Source organism: Prochlorococcus marinus subsp. pastoris str. CCMP1986 (genome assembly GCF_000011465.1).
Lineage (GTDB): Bacteria > Cyanobacteriota > Cyanobacteriia > PCC-6307 > Cyanobiaceae > Prochlorococcus_A > Prochlorococcus_A pastoris.
In genome coordinates this window covers 1,274,670-1,297,452 of record NC_005072.1, presented here as the reverse complement: position 1 = coordinate 1,297,452, position 22,783 = coordinate 1,274,670, and the positions used below count along the sequence as shown (strand labels likewise).

Genomic DNA, 22,783 nt, shown 5'->3' with positions numbered 1-22,783 from the left:
ATAGATGATGCTTTTGATTTGAAATCACACTTAATGGAATTTTTGTCTATCGAGCAGGGTGATTTGGATGGGTTCCTCGAAAACGCAAAGATGGATTTAGCCAATCTTCATCCCGGGGGTAGTTTAAGTGAGGCTGAAGACTTTTATAAAGAAATTGTTGGAGATAAGCATTTGGCAGATTTGGCCGCCTGGCATATTTCAAGTAAGGATTATATTGCTGACACGTTAAAACTTCAGCAGAGATTTTCAAGAAATTTGGTCTTAGATTTTGGAGGAGGGATTGGGACTCATGCTTTAGCTAATGCAATGTCTACAAAGGTTGAGCATGTTTTTTTCGTTGATATAAATAAAACAAATAGAGATTTTGTTGAATATAGGTCTAAAAAACTTGGTGTGGATAATAAACTTACTTTTTGTAAAACAATTCAGGAAACAAAAATATCTAGATTTGATACGATCGTATGCCTTGATGTATTAGAGCATTTATCTGATCCGGCTTTTCATCTCGATACCTTTCATAAAATTATGGGTCCTAACTCAATTGGATTATTTAATTGGTACTTTTACAAAGGAGAAAATAATGAATATCCCTTTCACGTTGATGATGAGCAAATTGTTGAACAATTTTTTAAGACTCTACAATTAAAATTTGTAGAAGTTTTTCATCCTATTCTTATTACGACAAGATCTTATAAAAAGAATTAAAGAACTACATTTACTCTTTTTCTGTTTCTTAAATTCCTTTTGATACTGTCAAAACTTACAGTTCCCTCTTTTAGGGCGAAAAGTGTATCATCTTTTCCTTTACCTACGTTAATTCCTGGTAAAAAAGAAGTACCTCTTTGACGGATTATGATAGACCCTGCTGATACTTTTTCTCCTCCATAAGCTTTAACTCCGAGTCTTTTAGAATTTGAATCTCTTCCATTTCTGGTTGATCCGGTACCTTTTTTATGTGCCATTGGTAAAAATTAGTTTTCAGGATTTGAAGCTTTTGGGCTAGTACTCTTTTTTTTAACTTCAGTCTTTGAAGATGTTTTAGGAGTACTGTTTGTAATTGATATAGATTTTACCATAACTCTTGTAAGCTCTTGTCTGTGGCCCATTTTTCTTCGTGTCTTCTTTTTAGGACGCATTTTATATACGATTATTTTCTTATCTCTTTTATGTGAAACAACTTCTAGTTCAATTTTTGCATTTTTTACGTAAGGCTGGCCAAGTGAAATATTATCTTTATCTTTTATTAGGAGAATTTTATCAATAGTTATTTTATCTTTTTCTTTAGCATTTAGCCTGTCAATATCATAATATTTATCAACTTCAAACCAGAATTGTTGGCCTGATGTTTCAGCTATTGCATACAAATTTTCATTTTTTGCAGAACTGTTAGAAGGTTTTTTGGAAGAAGTCATATAATGAGGACGCCGAGAGGCTCAAATTTATTAATTTGATTAAGCCTTTTTAGCAGTCTTGAATGTTTGTTTATCTTCTTATTTTATAGTGTAATTAGTCAAGGTTTATTATTAAATTCTTTCATTTAACTTGAGGTTTTAACAAATGGTGGCAAGAAAAACATATATTTTAAAACTTTACGTAGCAGGTAACACTCCCAATTCAATGAGAGCTTTGAATACTCTTAAAGAAATTCTAGAGAATGAATTTAAAGGAGTTTATGCTCTAAAAGTAATAGATGTTCTTAAACAACCTCAACTTGCTGAAGAAGATAAGATTTTGGCAACCCCAACTCTTGCAAAGATTTTACCTCCTCCTGTTAGAAGAATAATTGGTGATTTGTCAGATAGAGAAAAGGTTTTAATTGGATTAGATTTACTTTTTGATGAATTATCAGAGAGTGAATATAGTGGAGGTACAAAAAATTAATAAAAACTTTTATAATTAAAAATAAATCAATAGTTATAGAATAATTTTCCTGACAAAAATCTATGAAAGATAAAAAAATTAGTAAATCAATTAAAATGCAAGTCCAGAAAATACCTACTGGAATTGAGGGTTTTGATGATGTTTGTAGGGGAGGCTTGCCTGCTGCGAGAAGTACTCTTGTTAGTGGTACATCTGGGACTGGTAAAACTGTTTTTTCTTTACAATATTTACATCATGGGATTTGTAATTTTGATGAGCCAGGAATTTTTATTACCTTTGAAGAATCACCTTTAGATATTATTAGAAATGCAGCTAGCTTTGGTTGGGATTTACAGAAATTAATTGATCAAAATAAACTTTTTATTTTGGATGCATCTCCTGATCCTGACGGTCAAGATGTTGCTGGAAATTTTGATCTTTCAGGTTTGATTGAAAGGATTAGTTATGCGATAAGAAAATATAAAGCTAAGAGAGTTGCGATAGACTCAATAACCGCTGTGTTTCAGCAATATGATGCTATTTATGTTGTTAGAAGAGAGATTTTTAGACTTATTGCGAGATTAAAAGAAATAGGAGTTACTACCGTAATGACGACAGAAAGGGTGGACGATTATGGCCCAATAGCTCGTTATGGCGTTGAGGAATTTGTATCTGATAATGTCGTGCTACTTAGAAATGTTCTTGAGGCAGAGAAAAGAAGAAGAACTTTAGAAGTTTTAAAGTTGAGAGGAACCGTACATATGAAAGGAGAATTTCCTTTCACAATGGGAGATGATGGCATAATTGTTTTTGCCTTAGGAGCGATGAGATTAACGCAAAGATCCTCAAATATAAGAATAAGTTCAGGAGTTAAAGATCTTGATGAAATGTGTGGAGGGGGTTATTTTCAGGATTCAATAATTCTGGCAACTGGCGCGACTGGTACGGGTAAAACTATGCTGGTATCAAAGTTTATTGAAGATGCTTACAACAATAAAGAAAGAGCCATACTTTTTGCCTATGAAGAATCTAGGGCTCAACTAAATAGAAATGCTACTAGTTGGGGAATAGATTTTGAAAAGATGGAAAATGAAGGATTATTAAAAATTATTTGTGCATACCCTGAATCAACTGGTTTAGAAGATCACTTACAGATTATAAAATCGCAAATAAATGAATTTAAACCTAAGAGATTGGCAATTGACTCTCTCTCTGCATTGGCTAGAGGAGTAAGTTTGAATGCTTTTAGACAATTTGTAATTGGAGTTACTGGTTATTCAAAACAAGAAGAGATAGCGGGTTTCTTCACAAATACTGCAGAAGAATTTATGGGAAGTCATTCTATTACCGACTCTCATATTTCAACTATCACAGATACGATATTATTATTGCAATACGTTGAAATTAAAGGGGAGATGGCTAGAGCCATAAATGTTTTTAAAATGAGAGGCTCATGGCATGATAAAAGGATAAGAGAATATATAATTACTGGCCAAGGGCCTGAAATAAAAGATTCATTTTCTAATTTTGAACAAATATTTAGCGGTGCACCTCATAGAGTTATTTCTGATCAGAGTATTCCAAACGTTTTTAAAGGAATTGAAAAAAATTAGAATAATTCACTTACTTGAGAGTCGGAAAAATTTTCGACATTATTAATTGTTTGAGCGAGTAATTCATCTTTGTCAGATTGTTCTAGGGGCAAATCAAACCAAAATGTTGTGCCGATTCCTAGTTCGCTCGCCATTCGAATTTGCCCACCATGTTTCTCAATTATACCTCTAACAATTGATAAGCCTAATCCTGTTCCTTGTTCGGTATGAACAGCATTTTCAACTCTATAAAAACGATCAAATATTTTTTCTTGGTCAGGTTGCGATATACCTGAACCATTATCAGCGATCTCAATTCTTACTTTGGGTAAAGGTGAAACTAATTCACATTGAGGAGCATCTTTATTGTTGTTGGGGGGAAAGGCTGGACATGAATCAGGCCAAGTATAAGCCCTAATTTTAAGAGTGCTATTTTTCGGACTGAATTTCAAACCATTACCTAGTAAATTATCAAAAACTTGTAATAGTAAGTCGAAATTTCCAAGAATTGATGGGATATTTTCTTCGATATCATGTGCTAAAGAAACATTCTTTTCAGTAGCATTAAGTCTATAATTTCTAAGTGTTTGTTCAATAGCTGGTTTAATTTCCATAGGCTCTAATTGAATTATTTTACCTGATTCCAATCTAGATAAATCAAGTACATCATTAACTAGTCTTGTTAATCTATCAGTCTCTGAATTAGCGATACCCAAGAATTCAAGTTGCTCCTCATTAGAAAGTTGATCTTTTAGATCATATAAAGTCTCTACATAACTTTTTATATTAAAAAGTGGAGTTCTTAGCTCATGAGAAACGTTACTTATAAATCTATTTTGTGCTGCATTAAGTTCAACCTCTCTTGTTAAATCTTGAATTGTAACTGCAATTCCTTTTAATTCAACTTTATTTGTATCCAAAACAGACTGTAAAACAATTCTTAGCGTCCTTGCAGGTTCGCCTAAGCTGCACCTCAAATCATCATTTTCCTTTTCTCTTTTTAAAATTGATTCTATATTTGTATGTAAGTCATTAGATAAAATTTCAGGAATTTCATTTAAAAGATATTTACCTTCTAAGAATCTACCTTCCCAACGAAATAGTCTTTTTGCTGTGGGATTAGTTAGTACTATTTTTCCTTTGGAGTCCAAAAGTATTGCACCATCTGCCATTGTAGCTATTAGTGACTGTTGCTTTATCTGAGCAGCCTTGAGCTCTTCAATATTTGCCTCATCGTAATTCTCTAGTTGAGAAGCCATTCGGTTAAAACCTGTAAGTAATTCTCCTAGATCACCAGTCATCGGTAAAGAGATCCTAGATTTAAAATTGCCTTTTGAAATTTCTCTAACACCCTTTACTAATTCTCTTACAGGCCTGGTAATGGTTAATGCATTAAATACTGCTCCAAGTATCACTAAAACCCAAATAGAAATGAAAACTGCTATTGTCACTTCTCTAGTTAATGCTGCACTCGACAAAGCCTTTTTATTAGGTGTAACTCCCAAAGCTAATGTTCCAAGATACTTACCTTTCCATAACATTGGTACAAATACATCTGTAACTTGTCCTTGAGGGGTGGCATGCTGTCTTACTAAAGGAAATTGAGGTCTTTTCTTTAATTCTGATGGTAACTTTAATCTTCTAGTTAATTGAAATTGATTATCTGAACTTGTAGGGGTAGCACTAATTGGAATTCCAAGTTGAACAATATCATCAGCATCAGTAAAAAAAATATAACGTAAATTTCTACTTGATCTCCAAAACTTTTCTGCAACATTTGATATCTCTTTCCTTTGATTATTTGCAACTAGTTCAGTAACATTACCTGATAGTAGAAGTCCTAGATCTCGTGCGTATCTTGTGTCATTCATACCAGCATCTCTTTGAATACTATTAAGAGCAAAAAATGTTATGCCAGTCATTAAAAGACTTACAACAAGAGTTGCTATAGCTAATAGTTTTGTTCTTAAACTAAAACCACTCCACCAAGTTAAAACTCTGCTTGACCAGTGGTCAGGATTATTTTCATCAATAAATTTTTTTGAAGGATTAAGTTTTATTTTATTAGGCTCATTGCTCTCTATCATTTAGTTAGTCCTCTCAGCAATTTTTTTTATTCTGACTTGATGACCAATATCTTTTCTATAATAAATACCGTCAAAACTTATTTCTTTTAAATTCTTATAAGCCTTTTCAAAAACTTTATTAAAATCTTCGCCTTGACAAACAATACTAAGCACTCTCCCTCCATCCGTAATAAATTCACCTTTAGAATTTAATGATGTTCCAGAATCGAAGATTTGACAATGTTCATAGTCGATATTGCCGTATGTTATCGGAAAACCTTTTTTATAATTATGAGGGTAACCTTTTGAAGTTGCAATTACACAACCGCTGAATTTATTCGACATTTTAATTTTTTCGTTTCCGAGAAGATTACCCTTGGCACATTTTTGTAAAAGAATCACAAAGTCTTTGTCCATTAAAGGCATTATTGTTTGGCATTCAGGATCGCCAAATCTACAGTTATATTCTATAACTTTTGGTCCTGATTTTGTGATCATTAAGCCAAAATATAGAACCCCTTTGTAGTCGATATTCTTCCGCAACAATGAATTAATTGTAGGCTCAATTATTTCCTTAGTAATAGTTTCAAGAAGACTTTTTGTCATCATTGGAGTAGGAGAATAAGCCCCCATTCCTCCCGTATTTGGCCCTTTATCATTCTCATTAAGTCGTTTATGATCTTGAGCTGTAGGAAGTAAAACATATTTCTTTCCATCGCAAAGAGCAAAAACCGAAACTTCTGGACCCTCAATTTTTTCTTCCAAAACAATTATTTCGCCAGCATTACCAAATTTCCCCTTAAATATTTCTTCCGTAGCATTTATAGATGCTTCTTTTGATTCAGGGATGAAAACTCCTTTCCCTGAAGCTAACCCGTCAGCTTTTACTACTAATGGATTTGGAGATGTAAAGATAATTTTTTTTGCTTCCTTTAATGACTTAACTTTCCAAAAATTTGCAGTGGGAATATTTGCGTCTTTCATAAATTCCTTTGCCCAAGATTTACTTGATTCTAATTTGGCTCCATCTGGTCCAGGACCAAACACATCAAAGTTATTTCTCCGAAGAACCTCTCCTAAGCCCTCTGCCAAAGGTGTCTCTGGTCCTATTACTATTAAGTCAATATTTAGAAATTTTAGTTTTGAGGTTAATACTTTAGTATTCTTTAAATCTAAATTAATTCTCTCAGATTTATTTATTTTTTTTGAACCAGCATTACCTGGGAGTAGATAAATTTTCTTGATTAAGTCATTTTTTTGAATAGCCCATGCTAATGCGTTTTCTCGACCGCCATTACCAATTATTAAAATATTTTCTAATTTATTAGAACTTTTAGAGTTGATTGTATTAATACTCATGAAGAGGGTCTTTATATATAATAGGGTTTGAAATGTATTTCAATTAAAAATAGATCTTTTAGTCTATTAAACATTTCTATTACTAGCTAATAATTAAATTATATTCTATTTTTAGTTCTCAAAGGGGTTTTTAATGAATAGTAAATTAAAGTTTATTTATGAAGGTAAAGCAAAAAAAATATTTGCTTATGAGGATTCAGATAAAGTAATAATTGAATTCAAAGATGATGCAACTGCTTTTAATGCATTGAAGAAAGCTAAGTTTGAGGGCAAAGGGGAATTGAATTGTCTTATAAGTTCAAAAATATTTGAGTTTCTTATAAAAAACAACATACCAACGCATTACATTGGACTCAAAAATAATAATTCAATGATTGCTCAAAAAATAAAAATCATCCCCCTTGAAGTTGTTCTTAGAAATACCGCATATGGATCTCTGTGTAAACAGACTACAATCAAGCCAGGAACAGTTTTGGAAAGCCCCTTGATTGATTTTTATCTTAAAAATGATACTCTTAATGATCCTCTTTTAACAAAAGATAGAATTAATTTATTGAAGATAGTTGATGAAGAGGAACTAGACTTTATAAGTAATATGACATTAAAGATTAACAAACTTCTCAAAAAATTCTTCTACAATATCAAATTAGATCTTGTGGATTTTAAATTAGAGTTTGGCTATAACTCTAACGGGCAAATTGTTTTAGGTGATGAGATCAGTCCTGATAATTGCCGATTATGGGATCTGAATCAAAAAAATGGTATGATAGTAAGCCTTGATAAAGATAGATTTAGAAATGATTTAGGTGGCTTTATTGAAGCCTATAGTGAAATTAATAAAAGAATAAACAATTTTATTTAATTCAAACGACTTTTAATCTATCTAGTCTTTAAAATATTATGCGAAATAATCTTTCAAAATTTACAAAAGCCTTTACAAGCATGGCTTATTTCTCTTTTATTTTTATTTCAAATAATTCAGAATTAGCTGCTAGGGATTTGCTTTATAAAGAAGGAGAATTTAAAAAAATTAAAATCAATAATAAAAATACAAATCAATATTTAAATAATCGGATATCAGCTTTTAATTTTGCGAAAAAGAATAATGTATTAATCGTAGATAATGGCAAAAGAGATTCTGAAGAGAATGTACTCATTTCAGAAATAATTATTGAAGGATGGGAAAATCATCCTGAAGGTAGAAAGTTAGAGTTAGCAGCTTATGATTCTATGACTATCAAGCCTGGAAGCGTTATTAATAATAAAAAATTAAAAAATGATTTAAATTCAATCTATGCAAGTGGTTGGTTCTCAGGGGTAAAGATTAAGTCTCAAGATGGTCCACTTGGAGTAAGGCTGATAGTAAGCGTTGTACCTAATCCAATCCTAAAAAAAGTCAAACTTAATCCGAAAAATACAATTATTCCTAATGAATTTGTGGACAATGTTTTTACCAAGTATTATGGGACCACTCTGAATTTAAATGAACTTCAAAATAGAATAAATTTGATTAAAAAATGGTACACAGAAAAGGGTTATTCTCTCTCAAGAATAAATGGTCCTGAAAGAATATCTGGTGATGGAGTTATCATTTTAAATGTAGAGGAAGGAATAATTTCTGATATTGAATTTAGGTTTATTGGATCAGATGGAGAATCTGTTGTAGATGGGAAGCCTAGGAAAGGTAAAACAAAAGATTGGGTCATAAAGAGAGAATTGAAGACAATCCCAGGCTCTATATTTAATAGAACAATATTAGAAGCCGATATAAAAAGACTTTATGCCACATCCCTGTTTGATGATGTCAAAGTTTCTCTTGGTCCGGATATTAAAAATCCTGGAAAAGTTTTAATTTTCTTAGATTTGAGTGAGCAAAGAACAGGTTCCCTAACAGGTGGTTTAGGTTACAGTAATGGTTCTGGTATCTTTGCACAAATGGGATTGTCAGAAACTAATGCTTTAGGAAGAGCATGGTCAACAAATATCAACCTTAATTTTGGCGAATACTCAACAACTTATAACTTTTCTTTATCTGACCCTTGGATAAAAGGTGATAAGTATAAGACTTCTTTTAGGACAAATGTTTTTTTAAGTCGAGATTATCCTCAAGAATTTAAAAGTGAAAATCACGGAAGAATTTATGCGGTTGACGATACAACAACAGAGAGTAATGATACTTTCTCATCAATAGTTTTAGAAAAAACGGGAGGTGGATTCTCATTCTCAAGACCTCTTAACGGTGGTGATCCTTTTAAAGAAACAAAATGGAGAGTTCTTGCCGGGATGAATTTTAAACAAGTAAAAATGATTGATAGTGATGGAAATCTAAAACCCTATGGAGATAAAACTCCAACGACTGAAGGTGATGAAATTTTTTGTATTGGTTATTCACCTAAAGATGGTTCATGCCCTTCTGAAAATACACTAGTTAGTTTTATTGGCTCGACCACAAGGAATAATTTTAATAATTCAATTAATCCAACTTCAGGAAATAAATTTAGTCTTGGTAGTGAACAATTTATTTCAATGGGAAATAACTCTCCGACCTTTAATAGAGTAAGAGCAACATATGCATTTTTTATCCCAACAAAATTGATAAACCTTACTAAAGGATGTAAGTCCAGTGAGGTTGTTAATAGTGATTGCCCTCAAACTATTGGATTCGAATTTAAAGCTGGAACAATTATTGGGGATTTACCTCCTTATGAAGCATTTTGTATGGGAGGTTCTTCCTCTGTAAGAGGTTGGGGCTCCTGTGATCTTTCTGTAAGTAAAAGTTTTGCGGAAGCAACTGCTGAATACCGCTTCCCCGTCTGGAGAATGATATCAGGAGCTTTATTCGCTGATTTTGGAAGTGATTTAGGATCCCAAGATGACGTTCCAGGTAAACCAGGTAAATTATTAGAAAAATCGGGTTCTGGTTATTCTCTCGGAGGAGGGGTCGGTATTAAGACACCAATTGGACCTCTAAGATTGGATGTTGCTAGTAAAGACTTAAGTGGTGATTGGAGATATAATCTCGGAGTTGGATGGAAATTTTAAGTGTTTTCTTGGCCTTCTAATTATGATTCCTGTTACACCCTCTCTGGTGTTATCACCAAAGAGGGTGTAGGACTTCATAGTGGTGAAAAAACAAGAATAAAAATTTCACCGTTTGAAAAAGAGGGTTTTTATGTTTCTTTCTCAGATAAGCCAGACGATATTTTTCAGTTAAATCAAAATTTAATTGGCAGCACTATGTTATGTACTGCAGTCAAATTAGCGGGGAGAAATTTATATACTATTGAACACTTATTATCATCATTAGCAGGTTGTGGATTGAGTTATATTCATATTGAAGTTGATGGGAAGGAAATCCCATTACTCGATGGATCAGCAATTCAATGGGTTAAGGCATTTGAAGAGGTTGGTATTAAAAGAGTTCCTAAACCAAAAAACTTTATAAGAGAGGTTAATAAATCAATGATATTTAATAAAGATAGTTCAGTTATCGCTTTAACTCCATCTAATAAAATTACAATTATCTCAACTATAAATTTTTCTTATAAAGCAATTGGAAATCAAACTTATGTAATAGATTTAAACCCAAAAAGTTTTGTGGAAAATATTGCTCCTGCTCGTACATTTGGTTTTAAGGACCAATTTCAAGAATTAAGTGAATTGGGATTAATAAAAGGGGGCAGTTTAGAAAATGCTCTTGTATGTGATGGGGATAAATGGGTTAATCCTCCACTAAGATTTAGTAATGAACCTATAAGACATAAAATTTTAGATCTTATTGGGGACTTGGCTTTGGTAGGGTTACCTAAGGCTCAAATTTTAGTCTATAAAGGATCACATTCTTTGAATGCTTTATTAGCCTCATCACTAAAAAATTAACTTTATTTTCTTAAGTTTTGGAACAACAATTATCGACTGAAAATAATCAACTATCTTCTGAGGAAATATTAGGTCTTTTGCCTCATAGATTTCCTTTCGCTCTTATAGATAGAGTTATAGAACATGTCCCAGGCAAAAAAGCTGTTGCATTGAAAAATGTGACTATAAATGAGCCTCAATTTCAGGGCCATTTCCCAGAGAGACCTTTAATGCCTGGGGTGCTTATTGTTGAAGCAATGGCTCAAGTAGGGGGAATAATCGTAACTCAAATGCCTGACCTTCCCAAAGGACTTTTTGTATTTGCAGGTATTAATAATGTCAAATTTAGAAGGCCAGTAGTACCTGGAGACCAGTTAGTAATTACTTGCGAGTTATTAAGTATAAAGAGACAAAGATTTGGGAAGGTAAAAGGTGAAGCTCATGTTGATGGGAAGTTGGTTTGCTCAGGCGAATTAATGTTTTCATTAGTTGATTAAAAACATGGAGATTAAAAATACTAATTTTAAAGGTGCAATAGTTCATCCAAATGCATTGGTTGATTCAAGTGCAGAGTTACATGATGGAGTTTCTATTGCTAGTGGAGCTATTATCGGGCCAAAAGTCGTAATAGATTCAGGTACTCAAATAGGCCCTAATGCTGTTATTGAAGGGAAAACAAAAATAGGTAAAAATAATAAAGTTTTTCCAAATGTTTTCATTGGACTTGAACCTCAAGACCTTAAATATAAGGGTGCATCTACAGAGGTGATTATTGGGGATAATAATACTTTTAGAGAATGTGTAACTATTAATAAGGCAACTGATGAAGGAGAAAAAACGATTATTGGGAATAATAATTTATTAATGGCTTATACACATATTGGTCATAATTGTGAAATTGGTAATGGAATTGTTTTGTCAAATAGTGTCCAGGTTGCTGGTCATGTAACAGTTGAAGATAATGCAATTATTGGAGGGTGTTTAGGTATCCATCAATTTGTACATGTAGGATATCTGGCAATGATAGGTGGAATGACTAGAGTAGATAGAGATGTACCTCCTTTTTGCTTGGCTGAGGGTCATCCTGGTAGATTGAGAGGCTTAAATAGGGTAGGAATTAAAAGAAGTGGGTTGATGAAAAATAAAGATTTTGATTTGAAATTATTACAAAATACCTGGAATTTATTATTTAAATCTAATGGTGTAATATCTATTTCATTGGAAATAGCGATGAAAGAAAAATTAGACTTTTCATCTAGCAAATTATGTAATTTTTTAAAAGATTCAATATCTAATAAAAGAAGAGGACCAATGCCTTCAATTAATTTATGAATAGAAAGATATTCATAAGCACCGGAGAAGTTTCAGGAGATTTACATGGAGGTTTATTAGCTAATGCATTATTTAATGAAGCTGAAAAACGTTCGATTGATTTAGAAATATGTGGTTTGGGTGGAGAAAGAATGCGAAAAGAGGGTGTAAAAATTTTGCAAGATACTACTTCTATAAGTGCCATAGGTGTTTGGGAGGCTTTGCCACTCATTATCCCAACAATTCAAATACAAAAAAAATTTTATAAATCACTTAAAAATTTATCACCGAATTGCTTAGTCTTAATAGACTATATGGGTCCTAATATTAAAATTGGAAGAAAATTAAAAAGTGAGAAGAATAAAATCCCAATTTACTATTATATCGCCCCTCAAGAGTGGGCTTGGCGAGTTGGTAATAATTCGACTACAGACTTGATAAGTTTTTCGGACAGGATTTTTGCAATTTTTAAACAAGAAGCAAATTTTTATAAAAGACGAGGTGGAAATGTTTTATGGATTGGACATCCAATGATCGATTTGATAAAAAAAATTCCTACCAAAAAAGATTCTAGAAAAATCCTTAAGCTTAGAGCAAATGAAAACATCTTGTTAATAATGCCAGCATCAAGACCTCAAGAATTAAGATATGTGTTACCTGTTTTTATGCAAGTAGCAAGAAAATTACAACAAAAATATCCAAGTCTTATTGTTTATATACCATCTTGTAGAGAAGTTTTTGATTCTAAATTTAAATTAGCTTTAGATCATTTTAAAGTTAAAGGTAAAGTTATATCTCAAACAGATATCGAAGAATTAAAAACTCATATTTATTCTTTAACTAAATTAGCCCTATGTAAATCAGGAACGGTAAATATGGAATTAGCTTTATATGGGTTACCTCAAATCGTTGGATATAGAGTAAGTAGAGTTACAGCTTTTATTGCAAAAAAAATTCTCAATTTTAAAGTTAAATTTATTTCTCCAGTTAATTTACTAGTAAAAAAAAGAATTATTCCTGAATTCGTTCAAAAAGATTTTGAGGTAAAAAAAATATATGATAAGGCCTGTAAAATATTAGATCGCAAATCAGAAAAAGAAAAAATTTCAAAAGGTTATGCGGATTTAAAAAAAGAGTTAGGTCAAGAAGGTGTAGTAAAAAGAGCAGCGGAAGAAATTATAAATTCTTTAATTTGATGTTTATAATTAAAAAATGAAGTATCTTTTCTCATTAATTATTGTATTTTCAATACTCGTAAATCCTATAAATACTTTCGCTGAAGATGTAGTACTAGCCGGAGGATGTTTTTGGTGTTTAGAACATGATTTAGAATCATTAAGAGGTATAACTTCAGTAATAAGTGGATACTCTGGAGGGGATTTGCAAAAACCTACATATGAAAATCATAATGGTCATCAAGAAGTGGTTTTAGTAAATTATGATTCAGAAGTAGTAACTTTATCAGAAATATACAGGTTATATTTTAGAAATATTGATCCACTTGATGGAGGTGGCCAATTTTGTGACAGAGGAGATTCTTATAGGCCAGTAATCTTTTTTGAAAATTCAGACGAAAAGAATGAAGCTAGAAAATCTCTCCTTTCTGCTTCAAAGGAATTAGGGGTTAATTTAGAAAAAATTAATGTTGAACTAAAACCAAAAAGTCAGTTCTGGGAAGCGGAAGCATATCATCAGGATTTTGCTAATAGAAATGAATTAAAATATAAATTCTATAGATTCTCTTGTGGAAGAGATCAGCAATTGGACAAATTATGGAAAGAAAATGCTAGATCAATTAATGTTTGGTCTGAATAATTATTTTTCATCTCATCTTTTATTTTTAATCCATTGGACTAAAGTTTTAACTCCATATCCTGTAGCTCCTGATGGATGAATACCTCTATTTTTGTCAGTCCAACAAGTTCCAGCGATGTCAATATGAGCCCACTTTATATTTTTATCAAAAAATTCCTCTAAAAATAATGCAGCTGTTATGGATCCACCAGCCCTTGGGCCAGTATTTTTCATGTCGGCAATGTGAGACTTAAGACCATCTTTATAAGATTTTTGTAAAGGCATTTGCCATAATTCCTCTCCAGCTTGGGATGATGCTGTTTTTAAGTCACTTGCCATCATATTGTTATTGGTCCAAAAACCGGCCACATCATTTCCTAGTGCAACAACAATTGCACCAGTCAATGTAGCAAGATCAATAATTGAATCAGGTTTTAGATTTGATGCGTAAGTTAATGCATCAGCCAATGTAAGTCTACCCTCAGCATCAGTATTATTAATTTCAATTGTCTTGCCATTTGAAGCTTTTATAACATCTCCAGGATGTACAGCTGATCCATTTATCATATTCTCACAAGCTGCCACGATAAAGTGTATTTCTAATCCATCTGGTTTTATAGCTCCGAGTGCTTTGGCGGCACCAAGAACTGCCGCGCTACCTCCCATGTCATATTTCATCATTTCAATTTGGGAAGCTCCAACTTTTAGGTTATATCCTCCTGAATCAAAGGTTAAACCTTTACCAACTAATGCAATCTTTTCTTTTACAGGACTTGTCGATTTTAAAGTTAAATGTATAAATTTAGGTTCTAAATCAGAACCTTTGGCTACTGCTAAATATGCACCCATACCTAAATCTTCACATTCATTTTTTTCAAGGATTTTAATTTCTAAACCATGGTCTTTAGCTATCTTTGAGGCTTGTATAGACATCTCTAGCGGAGTAAGACTATTTGGGGGAGCAGCTACAAGCCTCCTTGCTAGCTCAACGCCTTCACAAATATATTCGGTTTCATTGAAGTTTATATTTTTAAATTTATTTAAATTTAAAAATTCTATTTCGTTAAGAACTTTTTTATCATCTCTTTTGCTATTGAATCGATTATCTTTGTAGGCTGATAATCTTGCTGATTCTCCAAAAGATTGAATTTCTTCTGGAGAATTTATTAATTCCCAAGGAAACAAGATACTAATTTTTTCTTCTTTATCAGAACTTTTTCTTATAACATCTGCTAGAGAATTTTTAATATCATTACTGTTTATATTTTTGCTTTCTCCAAGACCGATAATCTTCAGAGTTTGCAACCTTTGATCAAAAAAATCAAAGTTTAATATCTTACCTTTTTCTCCGTTGAACTTTTTTTGATTTATTTTTTCTAGTAATAGCTTTGAATCAATAATGAAATTAATTTTTTGTAATTGATTCTTAAGATCCTCCTCAACAATTCCAAATATTAATGAAGAACCTTGCCAAGTATTAAGATCTTGTTGGAAAGTTGAAAATTGCATTTTGATAAAGATTTAATTAATTTTAATTGTTTGTAAAAGTAGTTGACCATCTATTTCTAGTTTCTTTATTAAATGGTGGCATCCATAAATATATTAGTTTCTGTTCTAATCTACGTCTTGATTTGGCTTCTTTGGGGACATCTAAAAAAAAACGTATATCTAACTGATTAGTTAGATTGTTATATGTTAGCGCTTCTTTATAGTTACTAAGGTAATTTTTGCAGTCATGCTCACCTTTCCATCTTTTATTAGCTGAATTAGTTTCCCCTATATAGAGAATTATTTGAGAGCTACCTATCGTATCAATTACAAAATACATAGCTGGACCATTATGTACGAATTGATTTGTTCTCCAAAAATTTAACGATAATCCTTGTAATGAAAAGGGGTGAATTCTTTCATGATAAATAGTATCGTTCTCTGGAATAATCGAATGTTGAAAAATGTCATTTTGGTTATCTTCCACAATTTTAGATTGATAATCAGAAATTCTATTTCGCCAATCCATTAAGGTTTTACTTCTAACTTTAAGATTATTTGAGAAAGGCAGATTACTTGAGGTATCTAATGCGGAACTAAATAACTCAAATTGCTTATTTTTCTTTGAAATATTATCTAAATTAGAGTTTTCCAAATGTGTTTATTATGTTTTAGAATCTTAATTCTTAATTATTATTATTCAAATAAATATTTATAAACTAAAAATTTATTAATCTTATAATTAATTCAAAAGATTCTTGTTATCTTGGTAAGGAGTAAACTATTAAGTTAATTAAAATAAAAAATGAGCTTTTTCGAGTCAGATATAGTTCAAGAAGAAGCTAAAAAGCTTTTTACAGATTATCAAGAACTGATGAAACTAGGTTCTGATTATGGGAAATTTGATAGAGAAGGAAAAGTTATGTTTATAAAGAAAATGGAATCACTTATGGATCGATATAAAGTTTTTATGAAAAGGTTCGAATTGTCAGAAGATTTTCAAGCTAAAATGACTGTAGAACAGTTAAAGACGCAGTTAAGCCAATTTGGAATTACTCCTGATCAAATGTTCGATCAAATGAATAAAACCTTGATAAGAATGAAGGAAGAACTTGATAAGAGTTCTTAACTTTCTAAAATTGAATTTTTTATGGTAGATAAATTTGAATTACCAAAATGGCTCCTCCGGGGAATAGAAGAATCATTTCCACTCAGAAATTTTGATCAAACACTTTCATCTAAAATCAATGATGCGAATAAAAGTAAAAGTAAATTAAGAGTAAAACTTGGTATAGACCCAACAGGAACTGATATTCATCTTGGTCATAGTATCTTGTTTAAAAAACTCAGAGCTTTTCAAGATAATGGTCATGTTGCGGTACTAATAATTGGAGATTTTACTGCACAAATAGGAGATCCAACAGGAAAAAATAAAACAAGAGTTCAACTATCCGAAGAAGAGGTTAAGGAAAATTCAAAAACATATTTAAATCAACTTGGGATGGGTAAATCATCTGATAAATCTATTTTAGATTTTGATTCAGAAGATAGGATAGAAATTAGATACAACAGTGAGTGGTTAAAAAATCTAAATCTTAATTCAATTATTGAATTAATGGGAAGCGCTACTGTTAGCCAGATGCTCGCCAAGGAAGAATTTAATAAGAGATATAACTCTCAAACTCCAATTGCATTACATGAATTTTTATACCCATTACTTCAAGGCTATGATTCAGTGGCAGTGAATTCAGATATTGAACTTGGTGGTACAGATCAGAAATTTAATATTGCAATAGGAAGAGATTTGCAAAGACACTTTAAACAAGAACCACAATATGGAATATTGCTTCCAATTTTAACTGGATTGGATGGAATTAAAAAAATGAGTAAATCAGAATCTAATACTGTTGGCTTGAGCGAGGATTCACTATCAATGTATTCGAAACTAGAAAAAGTTCCAGATAATATTATTCCATCCTATTTTGAATTGCTTACAGAATTAGATTTAACTCTCCTTAAAGACAATAATCCTCGAGATTTGCAAAGACGGATGGCCTTGGAAGTCACGTCCCTTTATCATGGAAAAGAAGAAGCATTAAGAGCACAATCTAATTGTGAAAAACTTTTTTTAGGACTTAAAGAAAAAGTTGGAGAGATTCCAATAATTTCTTTAAAAGAAATTGTGTTTCCTGTGAAATTTTTTTATTTGTTAAGCTCATTAAACTTATTTAAATCTAGTAGCGAATCAAAAAGATCTATTAAAGGTGGGGGTGTAAAAATCGATAGTTATAAATTAGTAAATCCAGATCTTGTTTTTGATTCAAAAGAGGATTTATCAGGCAAAATATTGCAAATTGGCAAGAAAATAATTAAAAGGTTTGACAATTAAAATTAAATGAAAAAATTTAATACAGAAGAAAAAATAATATTAGCTATTGATGGATTAGATATATTTCAAGCAAAAGTATTGCTAGAAAGATGTCCCAATATTAAATGGGTAAAAGTTGGCTTAGAACTTTTTACGAGGGAGGGACCTAGTGTAATAAAAATTTTGAAAAATTTAAATAAAAAAATATTCTTAGATCTTAAATTTCACGATATTCCTAATACTATGAGCGCTGCTTGTTATGAGGTGTCCAAACTCGGAGTTGATATTATTTCTGTTCATGCTTCAGCAGGTTCTAAAGCTCTTACTGCATCAAAAAAAGCATCTTTAGAAGGAGCAAAAATAGCTACTGTAAATGCTCCTTGTGTTATAGGGATAACTGTTTTAACTAGCTTATCTAGTGAAGAATTCCAAACTGATCTTGATAGAAAAAACTCGATTGAGGAAAATGTTATCAGACTTGCAAAATTGTCTTTCGATGCTGGATTAGATGGATGCGTTTGTTCTCCTTTGGAGGCAAAAATATTGAGATCAATGTATAAAAATAATTTCGAATTAATAACACCTGGTATTAGGACAAATATTCAAAAAAAAGATGATCAAAATAGAATAATGACTCCTTTTGAAGCAATAAGTAATGGATCTTCTAAATTGGTTATTGGAAGAGCTATTACAAAAGCAAAAGATCCCAATAAGGCTTTTTTGGATATCTGCGAGTCTATTTGTTAATATCATTTATCTTTAATTCTTCTCCTTTAAGTAATCGTCTAATATTTGTTCTATGCTTCCAGATAACTAATATTGATACAACTAAACTAATAAAGAAGTAAGGATGATTAGTAGATCCAATATCTAAAAACATTAAAAATGGTAAAAAAATTGCAGCTGAGATACTCGATAAAGAGACAATCTTAGATTTTGCAAGAATTATTAAAAAAATTCCCAGTGATGCAAATCCTATTTTCCAAGAAAGAGCAATAAACATTCCTAAACCTGTAGCTACTGCCTTCCCACCTTTTCCTTTTAACCATATTGGCCATATATGTCCTGAAATAGCAGCAATCCCTGCTAAAACTTCAAATAAGTTTTGATTTGTATAATGTTGAGCAATCTTAACAGCAATAAGACCTTTGCCTACATCAATAATAAAAACAAAAAAAGCAGGCCATTTCCCCACATTTCTTAAAACATTCGTTGCCCCGGTTGATCCAGATCCTGTAAGTCTTAAATCAATATTTTTTAGAAATTTACCAAATAAGAATCCTGTTGGTAGTGATCCCAAAAAATAACTTATAGAAATAATTAAAATATGCATAGAAGTTAATTTAGTTCAAGATCATCATAAATTTCATCATTTGAGCCTGCGAAGGCAAGCCATAATGGAAATTGAAGAATTGGTATTTCTACAGATGTTTCCGCTGCATCCACAATAATAAATGGCAATTCTTCATTAGCCTCTAATCTGTCAGCTCTTTCTATAACGCCTTCTGGTCTTTCAAAAAGAACAATGCCGCTATTGGGTCCAAAATCATCTCTTGTAAGACCTAAGGAATCTTGTAAAACTCTCCTCCACTCTCCTAATCTTTCAGGCTGAGAAGCCAATATTAGAGTTTGAAACTGGTCTCCATACAATTCACCAAGAATAGCTATGAACCCAGCAGATAATAAAGCATTTTTTTGCCTCGAACCCCTGCTCTCTAGGGATCCCCTTCCACCCATATTAAAGAACCAATCATCCATGACTTCAATATCTGATGAATCAAGGCTTCGTCTTAATTTCCACGGTTCTGAATAAAAATCAGGCTGTTCTATGAAATTTGAGAAACAACTTCTAATGAGTTGTTCATCTGGTTTAAATGTTTCAGATAAGGCAGGAACAGTAAGCAATTCATTTTTGTTTGAAGCCTCTTTTTTCTCATCAAGAGGAGAAGGCTTAACAACTATTGGTTGCGAAACTAATTCTAGTTTTTCTACATTTTGTGAAAGGTTCTGTAAAGAGCCCGTTAAATATTCTTGGAATCCCTTTACTCTTTTTGCGATATTATCTGATTGACCCTTGAAATTTGATTCAATATCTTTTTCTAATTCATTTTTTTTTGTTTCTAAATCTTTTATCTCTTGAACTAAAGAGATTTTTTTTGAAATAAGTTCGCTAAATAGTTCATTTGAAATATCATCTACAGATTTATTAGGTTCTTTACTTACAGAATTTACCTTTTTATTTTGAATTGTTTTATTTTTGATTATTTCATTATCTTTTGCTTTTGTAATTGATTTATTGATTATTGATTCCTTATCAGGATTATTATTAGAAACTTTTGTATTAGTCATTTAATTGAATTTGTAATTAATCAAAAAATTTTTTTTAAGGGTTTTTAATTTCCAGAGATTCAACTTTCTTTATAAGTTCGTTTTTTAGTTGCTCTGGATTAAATAGTATAGGTAATAAATGAGGACTAGACTTTTCTCTAAAGTAAAAAATACCGGGGATTATGGGAAAAAAGAATTTCCAAGAGATCCAATTTTTAAATGGAAAGGTTCTAATTTCTTTTCCAAGTTGCAAAACTATAAAATCTTCATTGGTTATTTTTATTCTTAAAGTAAATGATTGAAGCAATAAAAAAAAGCTAAATGCAGCAAATACTATGGTGGGCCAATAACCAATATTTAGGAATAGGAGCATAAAACTTAAAATTATTAGGATTATTGGTAATTGAAAAGATGGAGAGATGGTTACTGGCTCAGTTAGTTTTGATTTAGTATTAAACATCGATTTATCCAAATAATATTTGTGTTAGAACTACATCCATTAAAGATACAGTAACAAGAGTCATTACCACAGCACCTGTTGTACTTGTTCCTACTTCTTTTGGACCTCCTTTAGTAGTAAGGCCATATCCACAGGCAATAATTGATATTAGTAATCCGAAAACTACGGATTTAATTATCATGGATGATAAGTCTGAACTAGTTAAGCTTACATTACCAGAACGAACAGAGGTCCAAAAAACAATGGGAGGAACGTTATAAAAAATTGTGCTCCAGATTTGCCCACTCCATAAAGCAACTGATAAAAATAAAAGACATTGTATTGGTGACATAATTATCATAGAGAGTAATCTTGGAACTACTAAATATTGAATTGGTTCAGTTCTTAACATTGTTATAGCTTCTATTTGTTCTGTAACTTTCATCGTTCCGAGTTGAGCTGCATATGCAGTAGCGACTTTGCCAGTCATTAAAGTAGCAGTTAGAAGAGGAGCCATTTCTCTTGCCATCCCTACAGCTAGTAAGCCCCCTATTTCACTTGAAACCCCCATGCTTGTTAGTTGGGAAGCTACCTGAATATTAAAAACTGTACCTGCCGCAATGCCTGTAATTAAAACAATCACTAAACTTCCGGGACCTGATTCCATAAGCTGTTCAAAAAGATCGTTTTTTGAAATTTTACCTCTAAAGATATAGTTAATTGCTTGTCCTCCAATTATGAGGCTGCTTACAAGTCTTTTAAAAAACTTAGGATAGTACATGTTTTTATATTAATTGGTTAATAATTTTTGATCCCACTTTCGCATTATAAATAGTCCAACTATTACTAATAAAGAAGGTATAAAACCAATACACAACCTGATGGTTAATTGAGCTAAAGATGATTGTTCAATAATATTTAAAGTAGATTTGTCCACAAAACATGATTGATAACCAGATATATATAATAATAAACCTAATACTTGAACACTTAGTCCAATGCCAATTTTCTGAATAAGAACCATCCAAGCAGTATAAAGGCCTGCGGGTTTTTCTGGATCTTCATCTATTGCATCAGGAAGTAGTGACCAAGGTATTAAGTACGCGGTTGAAGCTCCTATTCCAATTAAACAGATTATGACAATCAACATTATGAATAGGATAAGGTTATCAAAATTAAGTAAAAAGCTATCTTCTATAGAAGAAACTTTTGATAAAGAAGGTAAAAATAATGCTGATGTACAAGAAATAATCCAAATAATTGCACCATAGTTTAAAGCTGAAATTCTGTTCAACTTATTTGAGACTCTTGCCCATATTTGTAATCCTATTAGGGCACTTATTTGGAATGGTATTGGAACCCAGTTAGCAATTTCTGAAGGCACATTAAGAACATCCTCTACATAAATTAACGCGACTGTTTGCATTAACTGCAAGGCACACCAAAGTAAAATATAAAGGGAAATCACTTTAAGAAATTTTTTGTTATTAAATATTCTTTTAAATTGAAGTTTAATTGGTTCCGCTTTCGCAGATGGCCGTCTAGCTTTTTTTGCATATGGGGCAAGTCCCCAGCAAGATAATAAGGTTGTTATTACTGCTATAAAACCGCTAATTTTGCCCATCACAAAATATTCGTTATTAGCTAATCCTTCTGAATTTAAAACCACTCCAGCTATTATTAAACCAGTTAAACCAGCTATTATTGAGCCTGTAAATCTTGCGGCATTTAACCTAGTTCTTATTGAAGTTTTTTCTGAGATTTCTGTAGATAGAGCTGCGAAAGGAAGATTAATACTTGTATAAGCAGTCATTACTATTATTGAAATCAAAGTATAGTATATCGTTCTGTTTATGACAGGGCCTGTGGGGATCCACCAAATTGCTGCCAAAGAAATCCCTAGAGGCACTGCAGCAATTAGCATCCAAGGTATCCTTGGCCCCCATCTCGATTTTGTCCTATCACTTAACCATCCTATTAATGGATCGTTTATTGCATCCCATATTTTTATCAACATTAGTAATGAACCTGCAATTAAAACGGGTAAACCTGCCGAACAAATAAAGAATCTAAAAAGGAAAAAGCCAAATTGTGTGGCGGCTAGACCTGTGCCTGCATCTCCAAGTCCATAAGAGAGCATTAATCTTGTTCTTGATCCGGTTATATTTTTTGAGTGTGAATTTTCCAATCTTTTTACTTTGTTGATTGTTTGGTAATGTATTATTGCAAAGGTAATTCTATTACTTTTTGCGGGCGTGGTTTAGTGGTAAAACCTCAGCCTTCCAAGCTGAAGATGCGGGTTCGATTCCCGCCGCCCGCT

24 protein-coding genes and 1 tRNA gene are annotated in these 22,783 nt (G+C 31.9%); 14 read left to right on the top strand and 11 right to left on the bottom strand.

Annotated elements, in window-relative coordinates; all coding sequences use genetic code 11:
• The first annotated feature begins 33 nt into the window (after nt 1-33).
• Nucleotides 34-705 carry a class I SAM-dependent methyltransferase gene (locus TX50_RS07220; RefSeq protein ID WP_011132980.1) on the top strand — a complete coding sequence of 224 codons (672 nt, stop codon included), beginning with the start codon at nt 34-36 and terminating at the stop codon, nt 703-705.
• Here the strand turns inward: TX50_RS07220 and rpmA are convergent.
• Nucleotides 702-962, bottom strand: coding sequence for a 50S ribosomal protein L27 (gene rpmA / locus TX50_RS07215; RefSeq protein WP_011132979.1), 261 nt, complete (start codon nt 960-962; stop codon nt 702-704). The two genes, TX50_RS07220 and rpmA, sit on opposite strands and share 4 nt — an antisense overlap.
• Nucleotides 963-971: 9 nt before the next feature.
• Nucleotides 972-1,412, bottom strand: a complete 441-nt coding sequence (gene rplU, locus TX50_RS07210; RefSeq protein ID WP_011132978.1) for a 50S ribosomal protein L21 — start codon at nt 1,410-1,412, stop codon at nt 972-974.
• 145 nt (nt 1,413-1,557) lie between these two features.
• Between rplU and kaiB the strand changes: the two genes are divergently transcribed.
• Both kaiB and kaiC read left to right on the top strand, forming a co-directional pair.
• Nucleotides 1,558-1,881, top strand: a complete 324-nt coding sequence (gene kaiB / locus TX50_RS07205; RefSeq protein WP_011132977.1) for a circadian clock protein KaiB — start codon at nt 1,558-1,560, stop codon at nt 1,879-1,881.
• Nucleotides 1,882-1,943: 62 nt separating this feature from the next.
• The gene (gene kaiC / locus TX50_RS07200; RefSeq protein WP_011132976.1) at nt 1,944-3,473 is read left to right on the top strand and encodes a circadian clock protein KaiC; all 1,530 of its coding nucleotides are present in this window, start codon (nt 1,944-1,946) and stop codon (nt 3,471-3,473) included.
• On the opposite strand, the gene TX50_RS07195 is transcribed toward kaiC, so the two are convergent.
• On the bottom strand, nt 3,470-5,539 hold the full coding sequence (locus TX50_RS07195; RefSeq protein ID WP_011132975.1) for an ATP-binding protein: 2,070 nt from the start codon (nt 5,537-5,539) through the stop codon (nt 3,470-3,472). The two genes, kaiC and TX50_RS07195, sit on opposite strands and share 4 nt — an antisense overlap.
• Nucleotides 5,540-6,877, bottom strand: coding sequence for a phosphoribosylamine--glycine ligase (purD, locus tag TX50_RS07190; protein WP_011132974.1), 1,338 nt, complete (start codon nt 6,875-6,877; stop codon nt 5,540-5,542). It abuts the gene before it with no gap.
• 133 nt (nt 6,878-7,010) lie between these two features.
• Here purD and purC point away from each other — a divergent pair, with 133 nt between their 5' ends.
• Genes purC through msrA form a run of 7 tightly spaced genes read left to right on the top strand, consistent with a single transcriptional unit; the run spans nt 7,011 to nt 13,861 of the window.
• On the top strand, nt 7,011-7,739 hold the full coding sequence (purC, locus tag TX50_RS07185) for a phosphoribosylaminoimidazolesuccinocarboxamide synthase (protein ID WP_011132973.1): 729 nt from the start codon (nt 7,011-7,013) through the stop codon (nt 7,737-7,739).
• 38 nt (nt 7,740-7,777) lie between these two features.
• Nucleotides 7,778-9,919, top strand: a complete 2,142-nt coding sequence (locus TX50_RS07180; RefSeq protein WP_011132972.1) for a BamA/TamA family outer membrane protein — start codon at nt 7,778-7,780, stop codon at nt 9,917-9,919.
• Nucleotides 9,920-10,756, top strand: coding sequence for a UDP-3-O-acyl-N-acetylglucosamine deacetylase (gene lpxC / locus TX50_RS07175; RefSeq protein ID WP_011132971.1), 837 nt, complete (start codon nt 9,920-9,922; stop codon nt 10,754-10,756).
• Between the two features lie 17 nt (nt 10,757-10,773).
• A complete protein-coding gene (gene fabZ / locus TX50_RS07170) occupies nt 10,774-11,232 on the top strand; it encodes a 3-hydroxyacyl-ACP dehydratase FabZ (RefSeq protein ID WP_011132970.1) in 459 nt (152 codons plus the stop codon).
• 4 nt (nt 11,233-11,236) lie between these two features.
• The gene (gene lpxA / locus TX50_RS07165; RefSeq protein WP_036930507.1) at nt 11,237-12,067 is read left to right on the top strand and encodes an acyl-ACP--UDP-N-acetylglucosamine O-acyltransferase; all 831 of its coding nucleotides are present in this window, start codon (nt 11,237-11,239) and stop codon (nt 12,065-12,067) included.
• A complete protein-coding gene (gene lpxB, locus TX50_RS07160) occupies nt 12,064-13,242 on the top strand; it encodes a lipid-A-disaccharide synthase (RefSeq protein ID WP_011132968.1) in 1,179 nt (392 codons plus the stop codon). Before lpxA ends, lpxB begins: the two co-directional genes overlap by 4 nt.
• Before the next feature lie 16 nt (nt 13,243-13,258).
• Complete coding sequence (gene msrA, locus TX50_RS07155) at nt 13,259-13,861, top strand: peptide-methionine (S)-S-oxide reductase MsrA (RefSeq protein ID WP_011132967.1); 603 nt, start codon at nt 13,259-13,261, stop codon at nt 13,859-13,861.
• A gap of 12 nt (nt 13,862-13,873) precedes the next feature.
• On the opposite strand, the gene TX50_RS07150 is transcribed toward msrA, so the two are convergent.
• Both TX50_RS07150 and TX50_RS07145 read right to left on the bottom strand, forming a co-directional pair.
• On the bottom strand, nt 13,874-15,349 hold the full coding sequence (locus TX50_RS07150; protein ID WP_011132966.1) for a leucyl aminopeptidase: 1,476 nt from the start codon (nt 15,347-15,349) through the stop codon (nt 13,874-13,876).
• A 22-nt stretch (nt 15,350-15,371) separates the two neighbouring features.
• The gene (locus TX50_RS07145; protein WP_011132965.1) at nt 15,372-15,983 is read right to left on the bottom strand and encodes a hypothetical protein; all 612 of its coding nucleotides are present in this window, start codon (nt 15,981-15,983) and stop codon (nt 15,372-15,374) included.
• A 150-nt stretch (nt 15,984-16,133) separates the two neighbouring features.
• Here TX50_RS07145 and TX50_RS07140 point away from each other — a divergent pair, with 150 nt between their 5' ends.
• From TX50_RS07140 to pyrF, 3 genes are read left to right on the top strand one after another with little or no spacing between them, the layout of a single operon-like run.
• Complete coding sequence (locus tag TX50_RS07140; RefSeq protein WP_011132964.1) at nt 16,134-16,457, top strand: DUF1825 family protein; 324 nt, start codon at nt 16,134-16,136, stop codon at nt 16,455-16,457.
• 21 nt (nt 16,458-16,478) lie between these two features.
• Entirely contained in the window at nt 16,479-17,717 is a 1,239-nt protein-coding gene (tyrS, locus tag TX50_RS07135) for a tyrosine--tRNA ligase (protein ID WP_011132963.1), read from the top strand.
• 6 nt (nt 17,718-17,723) lie between these two features.
• Entirely contained in the window at nt 17,724-18,443 is a 720-nt protein-coding gene (gene pyrF, locus TX50_RS07130; protein ID WP_011132962.1) for an orotidine-5'-phosphate decarboxylase, read from the top strand.
• Here the strand turns inward: pyrF and plsY are convergent.
• Genes plsY through TX50_RS07105 form a run of 5 tightly spaced genes read right to left on the bottom strand, consistent with a single transcriptional unit; the run spans nt 18,433 to nt 22,603 of the window.
• Nucleotides 18,433-19,029 (bottom strand): glycerol-3-phosphate 1-O-acyltransferase PlsY, encoded by a 597-nt coding sequence (plsY, locus tag TX50_RS07125; protein WP_011132961.1) that lies wholly within the window; start codon nt 19,027-19,029, stop codon nt 18,433-18,435. The genes pyrF and plsY overlap by 11 nt on opposite strands.
• 5 nt (nt 19,030-19,034) lie before the next feature.
• The gene (locus TX50_RS07120; protein ID WP_011132960.1) at nt 19,035-20,045 is read right to left on the bottom strand and encodes a DUF3086 domain-containing protein; all 1,011 of its coding nucleotides are present in this window, start codon (nt 20,043-20,045) and stop codon (nt 19,035-19,037) included.
• Nucleotides 20,046-20,079: 34 nt separating this feature from the next.
• On the bottom strand, nt 20,080-20,484 hold the full coding sequence (locus tag TX50_RS07115) for a DUF3119 family protein (protein ID WP_011132959.1): 405 nt from the start codon (nt 20,482-20,484) through the stop codon (nt 20,080-20,082).
• A 4-nt stretch (nt 20,485-20,488) separates the two neighbouring features.
• Complete coding sequence (locus tag TX50_RS07110; RefSeq protein WP_011132958.1) at nt 20,489-21,244, bottom strand: MlaE family ABC transporter permease; 756 nt, start codon at nt 21,242-21,244, stop codon at nt 20,489-20,491.
• A 9-nt stretch (nt 21,245-21,253) separates the two neighbouring features.
• Nucleotides 21,254-22,603 (bottom strand): MFS transporter, encoded by a 1,350-nt coding sequence (locus tag TX50_RS07105; RefSeq protein WP_011132957.1) that lies wholly within the window; start codon nt 22,601-22,603, stop codon nt 21,254-21,256.
• A gap of 109 nt (nt 22,604-22,712) precedes the next feature.
• Between TX50_RS07105 and TX50_RS07100 the strand changes: the two genes are divergently transcribed.
• Nucleotides 22,713-22,783, top strand: a tRNA-Gly gene (locus TX50_RS07100).